The organism is Prauserella cavernicola (assembly GCF_016595675.1).
GTDB classification, from domain to species: domain Bacteria; phylum Actinomycetota; class Actinomycetes; order Mycobacteriales; family Pseudonocardiaceae; genus Prauserella_A; species Prauserella_A cavernicola.
The window spans coordinates 255,080-272,524 of sequence record NZ_JAENJH010000007.1; the positions used below are offsets into that span (position 1 = coordinate 255,080).

At 70.5% G+C, this 17,445-nt stretch carries 16 protein-coding genes; 7 read left to right on the forward strand and 9 right to left on the reverse strand.

The window, feature by feature from the left end; translation table 11 throughout:
- Positions 1-86 precede the first annotated feature (86 nt).
- Together JHE00_RS25505 and JHE00_RS25510 are read right to left on the reverse strand one after the other, a co-directional pair.
- The gene (locus JHE00_RS25505) at positions 87-563 is read right to left on the reverse strand and encodes a (2Fe-2S)-binding protein (RefSeq protein ID WP_200322602.1); all 477 of its coding nucleotides are present in this window, start codon (positions 561-563) and stop codon (positions 87-89) included.
- A gap of 10 nt (positions 564-573) precedes the next feature.
- The gene (locus tag JHE00_RS25510; protein ID WP_200322604.1) at positions 574-2,895 is read right to left on the reverse strand and encodes a molybdopterin cofactor-binding domain-containing protein; all 2,322 of its coding nucleotides are present in this window, start codon (positions 2,893-2,895) and stop codon (positions 574-576) included.
- 217 nt (positions 2,896-3,112) lie between these two features.
- Here JHE00_RS25510 and JHE00_RS25515 point away from each other — a divergent pair, with 217 nt between their 5' ends.
- Positions 3,113-3,568: a MarR family winged helix-turn-helix transcriptional regulator gene (locus tag JHE00_RS25515; protein WP_200322606.1), complete on the forward strand. Its 456-nt coding sequence runs from the start codon at positions 3,113-3,115 to the stop codon at positions 3,566-3,568.
- 10 nt (positions 3,569-3,578) lie between these two features.
- On the opposite strand, the gene JHE00_RS25520 is transcribed toward JHE00_RS25515, so the two are convergent.
- On the reverse strand, positions 3,579-5,096 hold the full coding sequence (locus tag JHE00_RS25520; RefSeq protein WP_200322608.1) for a DHA2 family efflux MFS transporter permease subunit: 1,518 nt from the start codon (positions 5,094-5,096) through the stop codon (positions 3,579-3,581).
- Between the two features lie 245 nt (positions 5,097-5,341).
- Between JHE00_RS25520 and JHE00_RS25525 the strand changes: the two genes are divergently transcribed.
- Complete coding sequence (locus JHE00_RS25525; protein WP_200322610.1) at positions 5,342-6,439, forward strand: LLM class flavin-dependent oxidoreductase; 1,098 nt, start codon at positions 5,342-5,344, stop codon at positions 6,437-6,439.
- Positions 6,440-6,472: 33 nt separating this feature from the next.
- Complete coding sequence (locus tag JHE00_RS25530; RefSeq protein WP_200322612.1) at positions 6,473-6,982, forward strand: VOC family protein; 510 nt, start codon at positions 6,473-6,475, stop codon at positions 6,980-6,982.
- Between the two features lie 48 nt (positions 6,983-7,030).
- Here the strand turns inward: JHE00_RS25530 and JHE00_RS25535 are convergent, their stop codons facing one another.
- The 4 genes from JHE00_RS25535 to JHE00_RS25550 all read right to left on the reverse strand — a co-directional run bounded on the left by JHE00_RS25535 (position 7,031) and on the right by JHE00_RS25550 (position 11,720).
- On the reverse strand, positions 7,031-8,071 hold the full coding sequence (locus JHE00_RS25535) for an iron-siderophore ABC transporter substrate-binding protein (protein ID WP_200322614.1): 1,041 nt from the start codon (positions 8,069-8,071) through the stop codon (positions 7,031-7,033).
- Positions 8,072-8,221: 150 nt separating this feature from the next.
- Positions 8,222-10,522 carry an FtsX-like permease family protein gene (locus tag JHE00_RS25540; RefSeq protein WP_200322616.1) on the reverse strand — a complete coding sequence of 767 codons (2,301 nt, stop codon included), beginning with the start codon at positions 10,520-10,522 and terminating at the stop codon, positions 8,222-8,224.
- The gene (locus JHE00_RS25545; RefSeq protein WP_200322618.1) at positions 10,519-11,199 is read right to left on the reverse strand and encodes an ABC transporter ATP-binding protein; all 681 of its coding nucleotides are present in this window, start codon (positions 11,197-11,199) and stop codon (positions 10,519-10,521) included. The genes JHE00_RS25540 and JHE00_RS25545 overlap by 4 nt, the downstream gene beginning before the upstream one ends.
- On the reverse strand, positions 11,196-11,720 hold the full coding sequence (locus JHE00_RS25550) for a PadR family transcriptional regulator (RefSeq protein WP_200322619.1): 525 nt from the start codon (positions 11,718-11,720) through the stop codon (positions 11,196-11,198). Before JHE00_RS25550 ends, JHE00_RS25545 begins: the two co-directional genes overlap by 4 nt.
- Before the next feature lie 288 nt (positions 11,721-12,008).
- Here JHE00_RS25550 and JHE00_RS25555 point away from each other — a divergent pair, with 288 nt between their 5' ends.
- The 4 genes from JHE00_RS25555 to JHE00_RS25570 all read left to right on the forward strand — a co-directional run bounded on the left by JHE00_RS25555 (position 12,009) and on the right by JHE00_RS25570 (position 15,971).
- The gene (locus JHE00_RS25555; protein ID WP_200322621.1) at positions 12,009-12,293 is read left to right on the forward strand and encodes an FmdB family zinc ribbon protein; all 285 of its coding nucleotides are present in this window, start codon (positions 12,009-12,011) and stop codon (positions 12,291-12,293) included.
- 68 nt (positions 12,294-12,361) lie between these two features.
- Positions 12,362-13,615 carry a formamidase gene (gene fmdA / locus JHE00_RS25560; RefSeq protein ID WP_200322623.1) on the forward strand — a complete coding sequence of 418 codons (1,254 nt, stop codon included), beginning with the start codon at positions 12,362-12,364 and terminating at the stop codon, positions 13,613-13,615.
- 30 nt (positions 13,616-13,645) lie between these two features.
- The gene (locus JHE00_RS25565; protein WP_200322625.1) at positions 13,646-14,779 is read left to right on the forward strand and encodes an urea transporter; all 1,134 of its coding nucleotides are present in this window, start codon (positions 13,646-13,648) and stop codon (positions 14,777-14,779) included.
- Between the two features lie 34 nt (positions 14,780-14,813).
- Positions 14,814-15,971 carry an NAD-dependent formate dehydrogenase gene (locus tag JHE00_RS25570; RefSeq protein ID WP_200322627.1) on the forward strand — a complete coding sequence of 386 codons (1,158 nt, stop codon included), beginning with the start codon at positions 14,814-14,816 and terminating at the stop codon, positions 15,969-15,971.
- Here the strand turns inward: JHE00_RS25570 and ybiA are convergent.
- Together ybiA and JHE00_RS25580 are read right to left on the reverse strand one after the other, a co-directional pair.
- Complete coding sequence (ybiA, locus tag JHE00_RS25575; RefSeq protein WP_200322629.1) at positions 15,956-16,546, reverse strand: riboflavin biosynthesis intermediates N-glycosidase; 591 nt, start codon at positions 16,544-16,546, stop codon at positions 15,956-15,958. The two genes, JHE00_RS25570 and ybiA, sit on opposite strands and share 16 nt — an antisense overlap.
- Before the next feature lie 63 nt (positions 16,547-16,609).
- Positions 16,610-17,425, reverse strand: a complete 816-nt coding sequence (locus JHE00_RS25580; RefSeq protein WP_200322631.1) for a peptidoglycan-binding domain-containing protein — start codon at positions 17,423-17,425, stop codon at positions 16,610-16,612.
- Positions 17,426-17,445: the final 20 nt, after the last annotated feature.

Sequence of the window (17,445 nt, forward strand, 5' to 3'; positions counted from 1 at the left end):
CTAACACGACCGGGCGGCACCGTGCCCGCCTCAGGAAAAACGCCCCGCAACCGCGGAGGTTGCGGGGCGTTTTCGCCGCAGCTGCGCTACATCTTCGCCGCCGCGGTCTTCACCGCGTCGCGGATGCGCGAGTACGTGCCGCACCGGCAGATGTTGCGGATCTCGTCGAGGTCGGTGTCGCTGATCTCCCTGCCCTGCGCGTGGGCCTGGTTGACCTTCGCGATGGCGGCCATGATCTGGCCCGGCTGGCAGTAGCCGCACTGCGCGACGTCGTGGGCGAGCCATTCCTCCTGCATCGGGTGCAAAGTGCCGGACTCGGCGTCGGCGATCCCTTCGATCGTGGTGATCTCGTCGTCGGGCCCGACCGCCGAGACCGGCACCGAGCACGGGTTGAACGCCTTGCCGTTGAGGTGGCTGGTGCACGCCTTGCAGACGTTGATGCCGCAGCCGTACTTGGGGCCGGTGATGCCGAGCAGGTCGCGCAGCACCCACAGCAGCCGGACCTTGTCGTCGGTGTCGACGGTGACCCGAGTGCCGTTGACCAAGAAAGTGTGTGGGGACAACGAAGACTCCTCAGAACGTGTGGGCCAGGCCGTCGACCGGCGAGTCGGGAATCGGCGGCACCGTGGGCTTCGGCTCGAAGCTCAGCGTGCCGTGGTTGATGGGGAAGCGGGTCGGCATGGTGCCGGTGGCCCTGCCGTAGGCGGCCGCGGTGGCGGCGAACGCGCTGGCGACGGCCAGCTCGCCCGCGCCGCCGGGCTCGCCCGTGGTGGCGGGCAGCACCACCACCTCCAGTTCCGGCGGCGTGTTCCACTGTCGCGTGTAGAAGTAGTTGTCCCAGCTGGCTTCCAGCGGCAGTCCGTTGTCCATGTGCAGGCTCGAGGTCAGCGCCAGCGCGATGCCGTCGTTGACGCAGCCGATGGTCTGGGCCTCCAGGCCCTTCGGGTTGATGGGCAGCCCCGCGTCCACCACGGCGGCCACCCTGGTCACGCGCGGTCCGCCCACGCCGTCGCGGATCGGGCGCTCGACGGTCTCGGGCCTGCAGTCGATCTCCACGAGCACGGCGCTGGCGCTCTTGTACTCGCAGTGGAACGCGATGCCCTGCGCCATGCCGTCGGGCAGCTCGCGGCCCCACTGGCCGACCTCGGCGGCCTTGTCCAGCGCGGTGCGGAAGCGCTCGTCCTTGAGGAAGCCGCGGCGGAACGTCAGCGGGTCCTGGCCCATCGCCGAGGCCAGCTGGTCGACCACCAGCTCGCGCGCGCACACGACGTTGGGGGAGTAGACGTTGCGCATGCTGGCCGTATGGAACTTCAGCGGCACCTCGTTGAGCAGGTTGGTGACCACCCCGAAGTTGTACGGATTGGACTGCGAGAGCAGGAACACCGTCTGCGAGAACCCGACGTCGCCCACGGGCAGCTTGGCCGCGACGGCGGTGAGGATCTCGCCGAGGCCGTGCCCGAAGTCGGTGGTGACACTGGTGTGCCGCTGCTCGTAGCTCACCACGTTTCCCAGCGCGTGGTTGACGCGGATCCGGGAGATCGACATCGGGTGGGTGCGGCCGTGGCGGGAGTCGTCGGCCCGGTGCCACATGAGCTTCACCGGCTTGCCCATCGCCTGGGAGACCTCGGCGGCCTCCAGCGCGGCGTCGCCGAACAGCTTGCGCCCGAACGAACCGCCGCCCGTCACGACGTGCACCGTGACCGCCGGGATGGGCAGGCCGAGCATCGCCGCGATCTGTTCCTGCGCCACGATCGGCGACTTCAGTCCCGACCAGATCTCCGCGCGGTCGGCGCGGACGTCGGCGATCGCGCAGTTGGTCTCCAGCGCGCTGTTGCTGGCGAAGTTGAACACGAACTCGGCGTCGATGGTCTTGGTCAGCACGGGCGGCACCGCCATCGGCAGGGTCGCCGCGCGGAGCTTGTCCTCGACGCTGGCGTCCGACTCGCCGTCCACCGGTCCGGGTCCCCAGTCGACCCGCAATGCCCGGACGGCGTCGATGCACTGGCCGAAGGTCTCGGCCCGCACGGCCACGCCCGAGGACACCTCGACCACGTCGGTGACCCCCGGCATCGCCGCCACGGCGCCGAGGTTGGCCACCGAGCGCACGGTGCCGCTCGTGGTGGGAGGGCGGCAGATCATGGTCGGCTTCGCGTCCGGCACCGCCAGGTCCATCGTGAACTGCTTGCGCCCGGTGACGGCGTCGAGCGCGTCGATCCGCGTCGTCGGCGTGCCGATGATCCGGAACTCCTCGGCCGCCTTCAGCGTCGTGCTGACCTCCTCGGTGCGCGGGCTGGCCGCGGCCTCGGCCAGCGAGCCGTAGCTCGCGGAGTGGCCCGCGCTCGAGCGGATCATGCCGTCGCGCGCGGTGAGCGTGGCCGGGTCGAGCTTCCACTGCTCGGCGGCGGTGGTCAGCAGGCGGCGGCGAGCGACGGCGGCCGCGGTGCGCACCGGAGTGTAGAGCGAGCGCACCGAGTTGGAACCGCCGGTGAGCTGGTTGAAGACGAGCTCCGGCCTGGCGTCGGCGAGGTTCACGCCCACCTTCTCCAGCGGCAGGTCCATCTCCTCGGCGATGAGCATCGCGACGGTGGTGGTGATGCCCTGGCCGACCTCGGCCCTCGGGACCGCGAACGACACGGTGCCGTCCCGGTTCAGCTGGATGCCGATGAGCCCGGACGTCGGCGCGGCCGCGAGCGTCAGCGCGTCGCCGAGGTCGAGCAGGTCGGCGGGCCCCGGCAGGCTGGGGATCGCGGCCTCGGCCGGGGTGTCCGAGCTCAGGTCGGCGCCGAGCCGCGCCGCGACCGCCAGGGTCGGTGCCGCGAGCAGGTAGCCGAGGAACCGGCGCCGTTCGAGGGCCGGAGCCCCGTCGCGCCGGGGCGATCGCCGTTGATGCGCCATCACAAGTCCTTCCGGGATCCGCAGTGATCGCGGCCACGATAGGAACGGGCGCGGGGGCGGGGCAACGATACGTAGCGGTGCGCCCTCATCTCTGTGACGGGATGACAGTCTCGTGCCACAGAACTGTGACGCGGGCACACCCGAACGTCGCATCCGGTTGCGCGCAACGGAGCAACGGTAAAGATGACACGTCAACTAGTGAGCTAGGCTCGGGCACGTGACCCGCTGGCTCGACGACACCGAACAACGCGCGTGGCGCGGCTACCTCGACATGAACGCCGAGCTGACCGCGCGCCTGCACCGCAGGCTCCAGGCCGACTCCGGCCTCTCGCTCGCCGACTTCGACGTGCTGGTCAAGCTCACCGACCAGCCGCAGCCGCGGCTGCGCGCGGGAGAGCTCGCCGAGGCGCTGCAGTGGGAGAAGAGCAGGCTCTCGCACCACCTCGCCCGCATGCAGAAGCGTGGCCTCGTCGCCAGGCAGGACTGTCCCGACGACGGCCGCGGCGCGTTCGTCGTGCTCACCGATCAGGGCAGGGCCGCGATCGACCAGGCCGCGCCCGCCCACGTCGAGACCGTCCGCGACCTCGTGTTCGACCAGCTCACGACCGAAGAGGTCGCGGCGCTGACCTCGATCACCGACCGCGTCAGGGCCCGGCTCGACGCCACCGCCTGACGCGCGCTCGTTACGCGCGCGCCCCGCTCACGGCCTTCTCGGTGCCCGTGCCGTCGGTGTCATCCGTGTCGGTACCGCTGTCGGTGCCGGTCTGCTGCGCGGCGCCGGGGGCGCGGCGGACGAACAGCGCGGCCACGAGTGCGAGCAGGCCGATGCACCCGGCGACGATGAACGACGTGTGCAGGCCGTCGGCGTCGGGGCTGGCCGCACCCGCGGCGCTGCCGAGAGCGGCGACGGTGATGAACACCGCCGTGCCGAGCGCGCCCGCCACCTGCTGCAGCGTGGCGAGGATGGCGCTGCCGTGCGAGTACAGGTGATCGGGCAGCGAGCCGAGCGCCTCGGTCATCAGCGGCGTCATCATCAGGCCGAGTCCGCTCATCAGCAGGACGTGGATGGCGATCACCGTGCCCAGTGACGAGTCGGGGCCGAGCGTGGTGAACAGCCACAGCGAACCCGCCATCGCGGTCGCGCCGGGGATCACCAGCGGCCGGGCGCCGTAGCGGTCGAACAGTGCGCCGACGGGACGGCCGAGCACCCCGAGCACGAGCCCGCCCGGCAGCACGGCCAGGCCGCTGACGAACGTCGTGGTGTTGAGCACGGTCTGCAGGTACAGCGGCAGCAGGATCGCCGCGACGCCGAGCAGGCACATGAACAGCAGGGCCGACAGCGTCAGCGCCACCACGAAGCTGCGCTGGGTGAACGGCCGGAGGTCGAGCAGGGCCTTGTCCTCGCGCTGCAGGCGGGTCTGGCGCCAGCCGAACACCGCGAGTGCCAGCACACCAGCGACCAGCGGCAGCCACGGCGGCACGGGGTGCTCGCCACCGCCGCCCTCACCGACAGAGGACAGGCCATAGAGCAGGCCGCTGAATCCGACCGCGGACAGCAGCACCGACGGCAGGTCGAGCGGCTTGGAGCGGGTCTCGCTGTCGAGGCGCAGCCAGACCGCGCCGATCACCAAAGCGGCGATCGACAGCGGCAGCACGATCAGGAACATCCAGCGCCAGCCCAGCGACGACAGGATCGCGCCGCCGATGGTGGGGCCGAGCGCCGGGGCGACCGCGATGACGATGGTGATCGTGCCCATCGTCGCGCCGCGCCGGTGCGGCGGCACCAGGCGCATCACGGTGGTCATCAGCAGCGGCAACATCACCGCGGTACCGCACGCCTGCACCACGCGGCCCGCCAGCAGTACAGCGAAGCCGGGCGCGAGCGCGCTGATGAGCGTGCCGATGCTGAACAGCGTCAGCGAGGTCAAAAACACCTGGCGTGGTGTGAACCGCTCGAGCAGGAACCCCGTTGTCGGGATGACCACGGCCATCGTGAGCAGGAAGCCACTGGTCAGCCACTGCACGGTGGTGGTGGAGACGCCGAGGTCGACGGTCAGGTCGCGCAGGGCGACGCTGAGGATCGTCTCGTTGAGGATCATGACGAACGCCGAGACGACCAGCACCCCGATCAGCAGGGTGGCCCGTGGTGCGGCGGGTCTCTCGTCAGAGGCCGCGGCCGTACTGTGGGCAGAGTCGATCATGGGTGCACCTCGGGTGAGAGAAGAAGTCGATCAGGGGCCGCAGCGTCGAAGTCCCGCTGACCAGACTGTCACAACCCGCCCCCCTCCCGGCAATCGGATTTCCCTCGCGGCGGAATAGTTGACGTGTCAACTGGGTTCCCTAAGATGTAGATGACACGTCAACTAGTGAGGTTGTCGAGGGCGCCTCACGGCCACCGCGAACCGGCGGACACTGACGGCAGGCCCTCGATCGACGGAGGAATGCCATGCAGTTCGGGATCTTCTCGGTCAGTGACATCACGACCGACCCCACCACCGGCCGCGCACCCACCGAGGCGGAGCGCATCAAGGCCGTGGTCACCATCGCGCGGAAGGCCGAGGAGGTCGGGCTCGACGTGTTCGCTCTGGGCGAGCACCACAACCCGCCGTTCTTCTCGTCCTCACCCACCACGACTCTCGGCTACCTCGCGGCCAGGACCGAGCGCCTGCAGCTGTCGACGGCGACCACGTTGATCACCACCAACGACCCGGTGAAGATCGCCGAGGACTACGCGATGCTGCAGCACCTGGCCGACGGCCGCGTCGACCTGATGCTGGGCCGGGGCAACACCGGCCCGGTGTATCCGTGGTTCGGCCAGGACATCCGCCAGGGCATTCCGCTGGCGATCGAGAACTACGCGCTGCTGCGCCGCCTCTGGGACGAGGAGGTGGTGGACTGGGAGGGCAAGTTCCGCACCCCGCTGCAGGGCTTCACCTCCACGCCCCGCCCGCTCGACGGCGTCGCTCCGTTCGTCTGGCACGGCTCCATCCGCAGTCCCGAGATCGCTGAGCAGGCCGCGTACTACGGCGACGGCTTCTTCCACAACCACATCTTCTGGCCCGCCTCGCACACCAAGCGCATGGTCGAGTTCTACCGCCGCCGCTTCGAGCAGTACGGCCACGGCAGCGCCGAGCAGGCCATCGTCGGGCTGGGCGGGCACGTCTTCATGCGCCCCAACAGCCAGGACGCCGTGCGCGAGTTCCGGCCCTACTTCGACAACGCGCCCGTCTACGGCCACGGTCCGTCTCTCGAGGACTTCAGTGAGCAGACCCCGCTGACCGTCGGCAGCCCCCAGCAGGTCATCGACCGCACGCTCGGGTTCCGCGACTACGTGGGTGACTACCAGCGCCAGCTGTTCCTCATCGACCACGCCGGACTGCCGCTCAAGACGGTCCTCGAGCAGCTCGACCTCCTCGGCGAGCACGTTGTTCCGGTGCTCCGCAAGGAGTTCGCGGCCCAGCGTCCAGCCGGAGTGCCCGACGCACCCACCCACGCCTCGCGGGTGGCCGCCCGCGAGGCCGAGACCGCGCAGCCGGTGGCCTGACGCACCGTTCGCGTAGCAGAGAGGACAGCTCCGATGACAACTTCGCGATCGACACCCGACCGCGCCGCGCACGAGGCCGAGCGCGCCCGGATCCGCGACGCGCATCTGAGGCCGGCGGGACAGCGCCCGGCCTCCACGGCACGCGGCATTCACCACACCGCTCTGATCAGCAGTGACGTCGAGCGGACCGTCCGGTTCTATCAGGACGTGCTCGGATTCCCGCTGACCGAGCTGATCGAGAACCGGGACTACCCGGGCTCGTCGCACTTCTTCTTCGACATCGGCAATGGCAACCTGCTCGCGTTCTTCGACTTCCCCGGACTGGACGTCGGGCCGTACGCGGAGGTGCTCGGCGGGTTGCACCACCTCGCCATCAGCGTCGAGCCGGACCGGTGGGAGGAGCTGGTGCGCCGGCTGACCGACGCCGGTGTGGAGCACGAGGTCCACAGTGGGGTTTCGGTGTACTTCCGCGACCCCGATGGCGCCCGGGTGGAGCTGATCGCCGACCCGCTCGGCGAGATGTACGGCAGCCAGGTGCTCTGACGACGAGTCTCGCCGGTGACCGGAGCGATTCCGGTCACCGGCGAGTTGTCACGGGGTGGTGGCCGGGTCTCCGTCGATCGCGGCCTCGAGCTGGGGCACGAGCTCGTCGAGGAGGTAGGGGATGCTCAGCGCCGACGCGAACGAGAACGCGTTGCCGTAGTCGCTGGACTCGTCGATCCGCAGGTCACGGCCTTCCTTCGCGACGCGCAGCCGGTTGTAGAGCGGATCCTTCTCGAGCTGTTCGCCGCCGTCGCCGACGAACCAGATGAGCACGTCGGTGTCCAGCAGGTCGGCGCGTTCCCTGCTGACGTTGGCGCCGAACTGGTTGCCGATCACCTGGTCGAGCTCCTCGGGCAGCGTGAAGCCGAGCGCGCTCAGCAGGCGGGAGCGCGGGTCCTGGCTGCCGAAGACGAAGTATCCGTCATAGGTCGTGGCGAGCAGCCCGCTCGCCTCGGCGAACTCGGGGTGCTCCTGCTTGACCGACTCGATGCGGCCTTCGACGTCGTCGACGAGCTGGTCGGCCTGGTCGGCCTTGCCGACCGCCTTGCCGACCGTGCGCGTCTGCTCCTGCCACGGGATGCCGAAGTCGGCGTGCTGCTCGGGCTGCGCGATCGTGGGCGCCAACTGCGAGAGCGTGTCGTAGTCCTCTTGGGACATCCCGGCGTACAGGCCGACGATGAGGTCGGGCTGCTGCTCGGCGATGCGCTCGAACTGCAGGCCGTTGGAGTCGTCGAGGACCACGGGGGTCTCGGCGTCGCCGAGCTTGTCCTCTGCCCAGGGGCCGACCGCGCCCGGGTAGTCCGTGACGAGCCACTTCGTGCTGGCGACGGGCACCACGTCCAGTGCCAGCAGGGCGTCCTGGTCGGTGAGGCCGACGGCCACGACGCGCTCCGGCCGCTCCTCGATCGTCGTGGAGCCGTACTTGTGCTCGATGGTCACGGGAAACGCTCCGTCGGAAGCGTTGCCGGACGCGGAGTCCGACTCGGACTGTTCTGAGCCGCCGCACGCGCTCGCGAGCAGCATCGTGGCGAGGGCGAGGGCACCGAGGCCGGTTCGCCGGGCTCGCCGGGAGGAAAGAAGCGCAACCATGCGGTGAAGGTTTGCCTATCCTAATCGCCGCGTCAAGCCTCTGTGCCCAAGGCCGCCTCGCCGATCACGCGACGATAACGCGCGGGTCGGCGCCGGGCACGGGCGAGAGCGGTGCGGCGGCCCCGAATCCACCGCACCGCCGTCGTCTCCCTACTCCGCCCGCAGACCGTCCAACCTGGTCACCTGCCGCAGCAGTGGCAGGGTGACCGCGGTGGCCGCGAGCACGGCGAGCACCGCCGCACCGCACACCACGCCGATGAGCCCGGCGTCGACGCTGAACTCCAGCCCGCCGTAGCGCAGCGTCGGCAGCGTGATCCCGATGCCGGCCGCGACGGCGAGCACCACCCCCACGGTCACCGGGATCGCGTTCTGCCACAACGAGGCGCGGGCCAGCACCGGCAGTGGGACTCCGGCCGCGGACAGCGCGGCCAGCGGACGGCGCCGTTCGGTGGTCTGTTCCACCGAGAGCAGCAGCAGCGACAGTGCCGCCACGGCCAGCACGAACAGCGACGCGGTGAGCATGATGCCCCGCATGGCGGCCGTCGACTCGTCGATGCGCACCGAGTCGAACAGTCCCATCGGCGGCCGGATGTCGGCCTCCCAGCCCAGCGGGCTCAGTGCCGTCGCCGCCGATACGAACGCCGCCTTCGGATCACCGGTGGTGGTGGCGAAGTACGCGCGCTCGGAGGCCTCGGGTGGTGTGGCCCCGCCCAGCGTCTCCAGCGCGCCCGGAGTGACGAGCAGCGTCGAGCTCGCGAGGCTTGAGGCGCTCTCGGCGGGGATGTGCCGGAGCTCGTCCGGAACCGTCCACTCCGGACCGAAGACGGGTCCGCTGTCGGAGTAGGAGACGAAGCGCCCCGTGTCGCCGCCCGTGGCGGCGCTGGTTCCGACGGCGAACACGTCTCCGTCGGCGCAGTCGCCGACCTCGGCCTGTGTGGCCAGCGCCGCGCAGTCGCCGGTGACCAGGCCCACCGTGGCACTGGATTGGTAGGCGCCCACGTTCAGCGGCGACATGGTGATCTCGTGCACCGCCGCCACGTCGGGCTCGGCCTCGAGCAGCGGCAGCGCCTCGTCGGCGCGTTCACCCGAGACCTCGGCCACGACCGGGGTCTGCGAGCGCCAGGTTCCGCCCGGTGGCTCGGTCAAGCCGATGGCGCCGACCAGGGTCTGGATCAGGATCGAGCCTGCCAGCACCACGACGAGCCCAGAGACGACCCGGCTGGCCGTCCCGCTCTCCAGTTGCAGCCTGCGCACGGCGAACTGCCACGACGGCGACCCGCCCCGCAGGCGGGCGACCGTCTTCTCCACCGCCCACGGCAGCAGCGCCGCGACACCGATCAGCAGCAGGGCGCTGCCCGCGGCCAGCGCCACGCCGACCTCCGGACCACCGGAGCGTTCCTCGGTGAAGAGCGTGCTGCCCAGCAGCAGCGCGCCCACGCCGGTGATGGCCCAGCGCCACCACATGCGCCTGCGGGTCGGTTTGCCGTGCCGGACCACGCCGAGTGGCTCGACGATGGTGCGGCGCAGACCGAAGATCGCTGCCCCGACGGCGAGGCCGGGCACGACCAGGACGATGAGCGCGACCAGCGGCCAGGCGGGCACGAAGTCCTCGGCGAAGAACCGCACGCCGAACAGGTCCAGGTCGGCGATCAGGGGCCGCAGTGCCACGAACAGCCCGCCGCCCAGCGCCAGTCCGGCCAGCGCGCCGACCAGTGACTCGGCCGCGGCGATGCGGCGGACCTGCCGCGCGCTCACGCCCAGCAGCCGCAGTGCGGCGAGCCTGCGTTCCCGTTGCGCCGCACCCATGCGCGACGCCGAGGTGACGAAGATCAGCAGGGGCAGCAACAGGATTACCGCGACTGTCGAGACGAGCGCCACCATGGTGACGTCGCGAAGTCCTCCGCTCGGCGGGACACCGAACGAGTAGACCTCCTGGACACGTTCCTCGCCCGCCAGCCGTTCGGGCTCGGCGCCGACGAAGACCACCTGGTCGTTGGCCATGCCCAGGCCCGGTTTGGTGACCTCGCCGACGACCTCGCCCCCGATGCGCGCCCTGGCCGTGGAGCCCTCGGGCGTGTCGAAGAAGTCGAGAGCGCCAGGGGAGGCGACGACCTCACCGGGGGAGGGGATGCGGTCGAGACCGGGTGGGATCGGCGTGTCCGGCCCGCTCGGTGCGACGACGACGGCCTGGAGGTACCGGTCGCCGGTCTCGATGAACCAGTCCAGCTGGTACAGCGGGTCGACCCCGGAGACCGGCTCGGTCAGCGGAGTCTGCCCCGCGGACCTGGCCGACTGCTCGTTGGCGATGGTGGTCGCGGAGGCGGCGGGGAGCAGGATCGCGACGGCGAGGCCGACACCGAGCGTGGTCATGCACAGCCGCAGCAGTGCCTGCCCTGACATCCGGCCGCCCCCGACGGCCAGCCGGAGGCCCAGCAGGAGATCGCGGATCATGACACCAGCTCCCGGTCGGTGGCCGTGCCGTCGCGGACCACGATCTCGCGGTCGGAGTGGGCGGCCACGCGGGCCTCATGGGTCACCAGCACGACCGCGGCGTTGGCGCTGCGGGCCGCCTCGGTCAGCAGCTGCATCACCGTCTCGCCGTTGAGCGAGTCCAGCGCGCCGGTGGGTTCGTCGGCGAACACCACCTGCGGATCGCCCACCAGCGCCCTGGCCACGGCCACGCGCTGGCCCTGCCCGCCGGAGACGTCACCGGGCCTGCGGGCACCGAGCTCGCCGACCTCGACGCGCTCCAGCCACTGCCGGGCCTTGGCCTCGGCGACCTTGCGCTTGACTCCGCCGAGCCGCAGCGGCAGCGCCACGTTCTCCAGGCACGTCAGCTCCGGCACCAGCTGGCCGAACTGGAACACGAACCCGAAGTCGGTGCGCCGCAACGCGCTGCGCTCGGCGTCGCTCATCGCGACCAGGTCCCGGCCCTGGTACTCGATCGAGCCCGAGTCCGGGGTGACGATGCCGGCGAGGCAGTGCAGCAACGTGGACTTGCCCGAGCCCGAGGGCCCCATGACCGCGAGCACCTCACCGGCGCGCACGCTCACGTCGGCCCCGCGCAGCGCCTGGGTGGCGCCGAACGTCTTGTGCAGGTCCCGCCCGACGAGCAACGGTCCGGTCATGGGCGCACCACCTCCGCGAGCGCGTCGAGCCTGGCCGCGGTCAGCTCCAGCCACCGCAGGTCGGCCTCCAGGTGGAACAGGGCGTGGTCGCAGATCAGCTGGTCTGCCAGATCGCCGCCGGTCTTGCGCCGGGTCAGCTCGCGCATGACCTTCAGGTGCGCCGAGCGCTGGGTGTCGAGCACCTCGGTGGCGCTCCGGCCGGACAGCAGAGCCAGCACCACCTTGGTATAGAGCGTGTTCTGGAGGTACGGCTCCGGGTTCTCGGCCGTACCCAGCCACGTCTCGACGTCGGTGACCCCGGCGTCGGTGATCGTGTACCGCTTGCGATCCGGCCCGGCGCCGTGCTCGACACCCGCCTCCTCGACCAGACCATTGCGCAGCAGCCGCGACAACGTCGAGTACACCTGTCCGTAGGCGAGCTGCCTGCCCTGCGCGAACTGCTCGTCGTAGGCGCGCTTGAGGTCGTAGCCGTGCCGCGGCCCCGGTTCGAGCAGCGCCAGCAAGGTGCGTGACACCGACATGGCTTCTCCTTCCCTGTGGATCGAGCCCCCGCTGAGCGGAACTATACACACGAAGTATTCATCATGTGTATACCCTTGTCGGATAGTGATCTCCGCAGGTCAGCGGCAGTGTCGGTTTTTCAAGTGGGCGGTGTTGTCGTTGTCGCCCCATCCCGTCCGGCGGTAGCGTTCGTCCCGCTGCGGCGCCCGCGGGGGCACCGCGCCGCGGCGAGTGTTCCGGCCCGCGCGAGGGGCGCCACCGCCCGCTGTCGAACGGGCCCGCTGGGACCTGGTGGGAGGGAGGCCGCGATGGTGACGTATCGGTACCGGTGCGAGCGCGACGGCGGATTCGACGTTCGGTTGCCGATCGGCACGGCGGAGCCCAGTGCCCGCTGCCCGGTCTGCGACGGCGCATCCGTGAGGGTCTTCACCGCGCCCGCGTTGTCACTGGGCTCCCGGAGCCTGATCGCGGCCATCGACGAGACCCAGAAGTCCCGCGACGAGCCCGCCGTCGTGGCCGCCCCGCCCGCACGCCGCCGCCGCGCGTCAGCGCAGGTTCCGAACCCCGCGCTGCGGCACCTGCCGAGGCCCTAGCCCCGCGCCGGACCTCGGGTCGTCGCCGGAAGGCCGGCCTGGCCTTCCGCTTTCGGTCAGGAGATGCCATGCCGCCAGTTGTGTTTCCCCTCGACTCGACGAAGAAGTTCACCGACCAGCGGATCGTCGGCCACAACCGTTGGCACGGCGAGATTCCGGCCCAGGTGCACGTGAGCCCGGGCGACGTGTTCCGCGTCGACTGCCGCGAGTGGTTCGACGGCGCCATCCACAATGACGACTCCGCCGAGGACGTGCTGCACGCACCGCTGCCGGGCGTGCACGTGCTCAGCGGGCCGATCGCGGTCGAGGGCGCGAAGCCCGGCGACCTGCTGATCGTCGACATCCTCGATGTCGGCCCCATTCCGCAGGAGGACTCGGGCCCGCTCGCGGGACAGGGCTGGGGCTACACCGGAGTGTTCGCGACGCAGAACGGGGGAGGGTTTCTCACCGAGTGGTTCCCCGACGCCTACAAGGTGATCTGGGACTTCCGGGGCGGCACGGCCACGTCCCGGCACATCCCCGGCGTGTCCTACACCGGGATCGTGCACCCCGGCCTGATGGGCACCGCTCCGTCGGCGGCTCTGCTGGCGAAGTGGAACGCGCGCGAACAGGCGCTCATCGACACCGATCCCGGCCGGGTGCCGCCACTGGCCCTGCCACCGCTCGCGGACTCGGCGATCCTCGGCACTCTCACCGGGGCGGACTTCGACCGGGTGGCCGCCGAAGCCGCTCGCACCGCGCCGCCGAGAGAGAACGGCGGCAACCAGGACATCAAGAACTTCACCAAGGGAACGCGGGTGTTCTACCCCGTCTTCGTCGACGGCGCGAACCTGTCGATGGGGGACCTGCACTTCTCCCAGGGTGACGGCGAGATCACCTTCTGCGGCGCCATCGAGATGGGCGGGTTCCTCGACCTGCACGTCGACCTGATCAAGGGCGGGATGGACACCTACGGCGTGTCCGAGAACGCGATCTTCCTGCCCGGCAACACCGATCCGCAGTACAGCGAGTGGCTCGCGTTCTCCGGAACGTCGGTGACGCTCGACGGTCAGCAGCACTACCTCGACTCGCACCTGTCGTACCAGCGGGCGTGCCTGCACGCGATCGACTACCTCACCAAGTTCGGCTACAGCCGCATCCAGGCCTACATGATCCTGGGCTCGGCGCCGATCGAGGGCAGGCTCTCCGGAGTCGTGGACATTCCGAACTCGTGCTCCACGGTGTATCTGCCCACCGCGATCTTCGACGTCGACGTGCGTCCGTCGGCCTCGGGGCCGGAGCAGGTCGCCCCAGGGCCGAGCGTGCCGACGGCCTCGTTCTGAGCCGCCGGTCCGCCGCCGGAGGAGACGGTCATGACAACAGCGCAACCGGCACACGGCCCGCTGCACTGGGTGGACGGCACGATGCCCGAGTTCGACCAGGCGGTGCTCCGGATCCCCATCGTCGGGTTCCTGGAGTACTGCCTGCGGGGCATCGGGCAGGTCGTGTTCATGAACAGCCCGATCACCGGCGCGTTCATCCTCGCGGCCGCGTGGACCCACGAGCCGTACCTCGGGTTCTCGGGCACCATCGGGGTGCTCGCCTCGACGCTCACCGCGCTGGTGCTCGGATTCGACCGCGGCGCGATCCACGCGGGGCTGTTCGGGTTCAACGGTGTGCTCGTGGGACTCGCGCTGGGCCTGTTCCTGTCGCCGCAGTGGGACGTGCTGGTGATCGTGTGGACCGTGGTGCTGAGCGCGGCGTCGTCGATACTGATGGCCGCGCTCGGCTCGGTGTTCGGCGGTGCGTGGGGTGTGCCGCCGCTGACGCTGCCGTTCAACTTCGTCACCTTGCTGTTCCTGGTCAGCGCGTTGCAGCTGAGCCGGGGACACCTGGGGGACCTGGTCGAGCCGGGAGCACCCGCGGTGACCGGGCCCGAGGTGCAGACGGCGCTGCGCGAGAGCGCGAGCGCCGTGGGCGACACCGACGCCGTGGCGGTGATCAACGCGATCTTCCGCGGCATCGGCCAGCTGTTCTTCCTCAACAGCCTCCTCGCCGGGGTGCTCATCATCGTCGGAATCGCGTTCTGCTCGCGGATCGCGGCCGGCTTCGCACTGGTCGGCTCCGCGGTCGGCATGCTCACGGGCATGGCGCTGGGCGCCGACGGGGTGCAGATCTACAACGGACTGTGGGGCTTCAACTCGTTCGACGCGGCGCTGGCGATCGCGGGTGTGTTCTTCGTGCTCACCTGGCGTTCGGCGTTGCTCGGGGTGTTGTGCGCGATCTTCACCGCGGTGTTGTTCGGCGCGATCGCGTCGATCTTCGTGCCGTGGGGCCTGCCCGCGCTGACCCTGCCGTTCTGCTTCGGCACCCTCACGTTCCTGTTGCTGAAGGGCGCGTCGAAGTACTTCACATTCGTGCCTCCCGCCGACGTCGTCACTCCCGAAGAACACCTGCGGCGGGCCCGCAGGGAACGCGAGGCCTTGTCGGCCGAGGGGCAGTCGTGATCCAGCGACAACATCCGATCGGAGGTCCGCCATCATGGTCAAAGTCCTGTGCGTGCTCTACGACGACCCCGTGAGCGGGTATCCGCCCGCCTATGCCCGCGACGGCATCCCCGCCGTGGACCACTATCCCGGCGGCCAGACCGTGCCCAGCCCGGAGGCCGTCGACTTCGTGCCCGGTGAGCTGCTCGGCAGCGTGTCGGGCGAGCTGGGCCTGCGCCGGTTCCTCGAGTCAGGAGGTCACCAGCTGGTCGTGACGTCGGACAAGGACGGCGAGAACTCCGTGTTCGACCGGGAGCTGCCCGACACCGACGTGGTGATCTCCCAGCCGTTCTGGCCCGCCTACCTCACCGCGGAACGGATCGCCACGGCTCCGAAGCTGAAACTCGCGATCACGGCGGGGATAGGCTCGGACCACGTCGACCTGTCCGCCGCGATCGAGCACGGCGTCACCGTGGCCGAGGTGACCTACTCCAACAGCATCAGCGTCGCCGAGCACGTGGTGATGATGATCCTGTCGCTCGTGCGCAACTACCTGCCCTCGCACCAGTGGGTGCTCGACGGCGGCTGGAACATCGCCGACTGCGTGTCCCGCTCCTACGACGTCGAGGGCATGCACATCGGCACCGTCGCCGCGGGCCGCATCGGGTCGGCGGTGCTGCGCAGGCTCAAGCCGTTCGACGTGCACCTGCACTACACCGACCGGCACCGGCTGCCCGAGGAGACCGAGCGGGAACTCGGCGTCACCTATCACCCCGACGTCGCGTCGATGGTGAGCGTGTGCGACGTCGTCACCATCAACTGCCCGCTGCATCCGGAGACGGAGCACATGTTCGACGACGCGATGATCGGCCGGATGAAGCGCGGCGCCTACATCGTCAACACCGCGCGCGGCAAGATCTGCGACCGCGACGCGGTGGTGCGGGCGCTGCGCTCGGGTCAGCTGGCGGGCTACGCGGGCGACGTGTGGTTCCCGCAGCCGGCGCCGGCCGACCATCCGTGGCGGACGATGCCGCACCACGGCATGACGCCGCACATCTCGGGCAGCTCGCTGTCGGCTCAGGCCCGCTACGCCGCGGGCACGCGCGAGATCCTCGAGTGCTTCCTGGGCGGCAGGCCCATCAGGGAGGAGTACCTGATCGTCGACGGCGGCAAGCTCGCCGGCGCGGGCGCGCACTCCTACAGCGCGCGCTGAACGCCGGGGGAGCAGTCCTGTTCGGACAGTAGCGAGCGCGCGTGGCACAGGGCGAAGCCCAGCAGGTTCAGCCCGCGCCAGCGCGCGGGGTCGCCTGCGCGGGGATCGTCGGGGGCCAGACCGATGCCCCACACCCGGTCGACCGGGCTGGCCTCGACCAGTACCCGGTCGCCGGTGCCCAGCAGGAAGTCGCGCAGCTCCGGGTCCGCGCCGAACTTCGCGACGTTCGCGGCCACCACGATCGCGAACCGGTCGCGGTGCCAGCGCTGCTGCTCGAACCCGGCCACCGCGCGGCCCAGCCGCTGCGCCTCTCCCGGGTCCGGACCGTCCAGGATCGCCGCCGCGGAGACGTCGTCGCCGAACAGCCTCGCCTTGCGCCACATCATGTAGTGCTCGGCGGTGGCGAACCGCTGCCCGTCCACGGCGAAGGGAGCGGGCCACCACTGGCTCAGGCAGCCGGGGCCGATCCGCCCGTCGGGCTCGGGACGGTGTCCCCGGAAGAGCAGGAGCTCGACCGGCTCACCGGCGCGCAGCCGCGCGGCGAGAGCATCGGCGTCCCACGGCGGATGGCTCACGGGCGACAGTATGCCGACGGGGCGGGTGCCCCCTCGGCACCCGCCCCGCTCGCCGGTCCTGTGTCAGCCGCGCTGGAACTCCTCCCAGGTCACCTTCGTCACCTGGGGGCCGTCGTCCTTGCCGTTGTTGGCGAGCCCGTTGCGGCCCTCGAAGTAGTCGCCCGCCTGAGCCTGTGCCTCGGGCGACATGTCGGTGTCGCTGATCGCGATCGCGTGGATGTGCGCGGCCCAGTCGCCCTGGCTCTCGGTGCGGTGCCAGGCGGCGAAGCCGACCTCGCGCAGGGCCTTCACGGCCGCGTCGGTGTCGGAGAGCCCCCGCACGGAGAGGTCCACCGCGCCGCCGCCGTCGTGCGTGCCGCCGGAGGCTCCGACGCCGCCCGCGTTGTAGGAGCCCTGGGTGACGGTGAAGTCCTCGCCGGAGCGCCGCTCCGCGGCCTTGACCATGTCGGCGGTGCGGGTGTTCACGGTCTTGCCGTCCATCGTGGTCTTCGAACCGACCGTGATCGCCGCGCTGAGCGTGTAGCTGCCCGTGCCCAGTTCGGTCAGCGATCCCTTGCCCGGCAGTCCGCTGGCGGCGAGCCCGGTGTGGCCGAGCGACTCCTGGTACTCCTGGTAGGCGGTCACGGTGGTGGTGCCGAAGTGCCCGTCGACGTACTTGCCGTCCAGCAGGTCCTTGTCGGCGAGCGCCTGCTCGACGAGCTTCACACTGTCGCCGGAGCCGGGCGTCACGGACTGGTCGCTCTTGTACGGGTCCCACATCGCGGCCTTGACCACGGCTTCCATGTTCACCGTGGGTGCGGCCTCGGCGGGGCTCGCGGCCCCGGTGAGTGCGGCGCCGGTCAACGCGGTGATCGCCGCGGCGACGGTCAGCGTGCGCATGAGAGTTCCTCCTCGGTGTC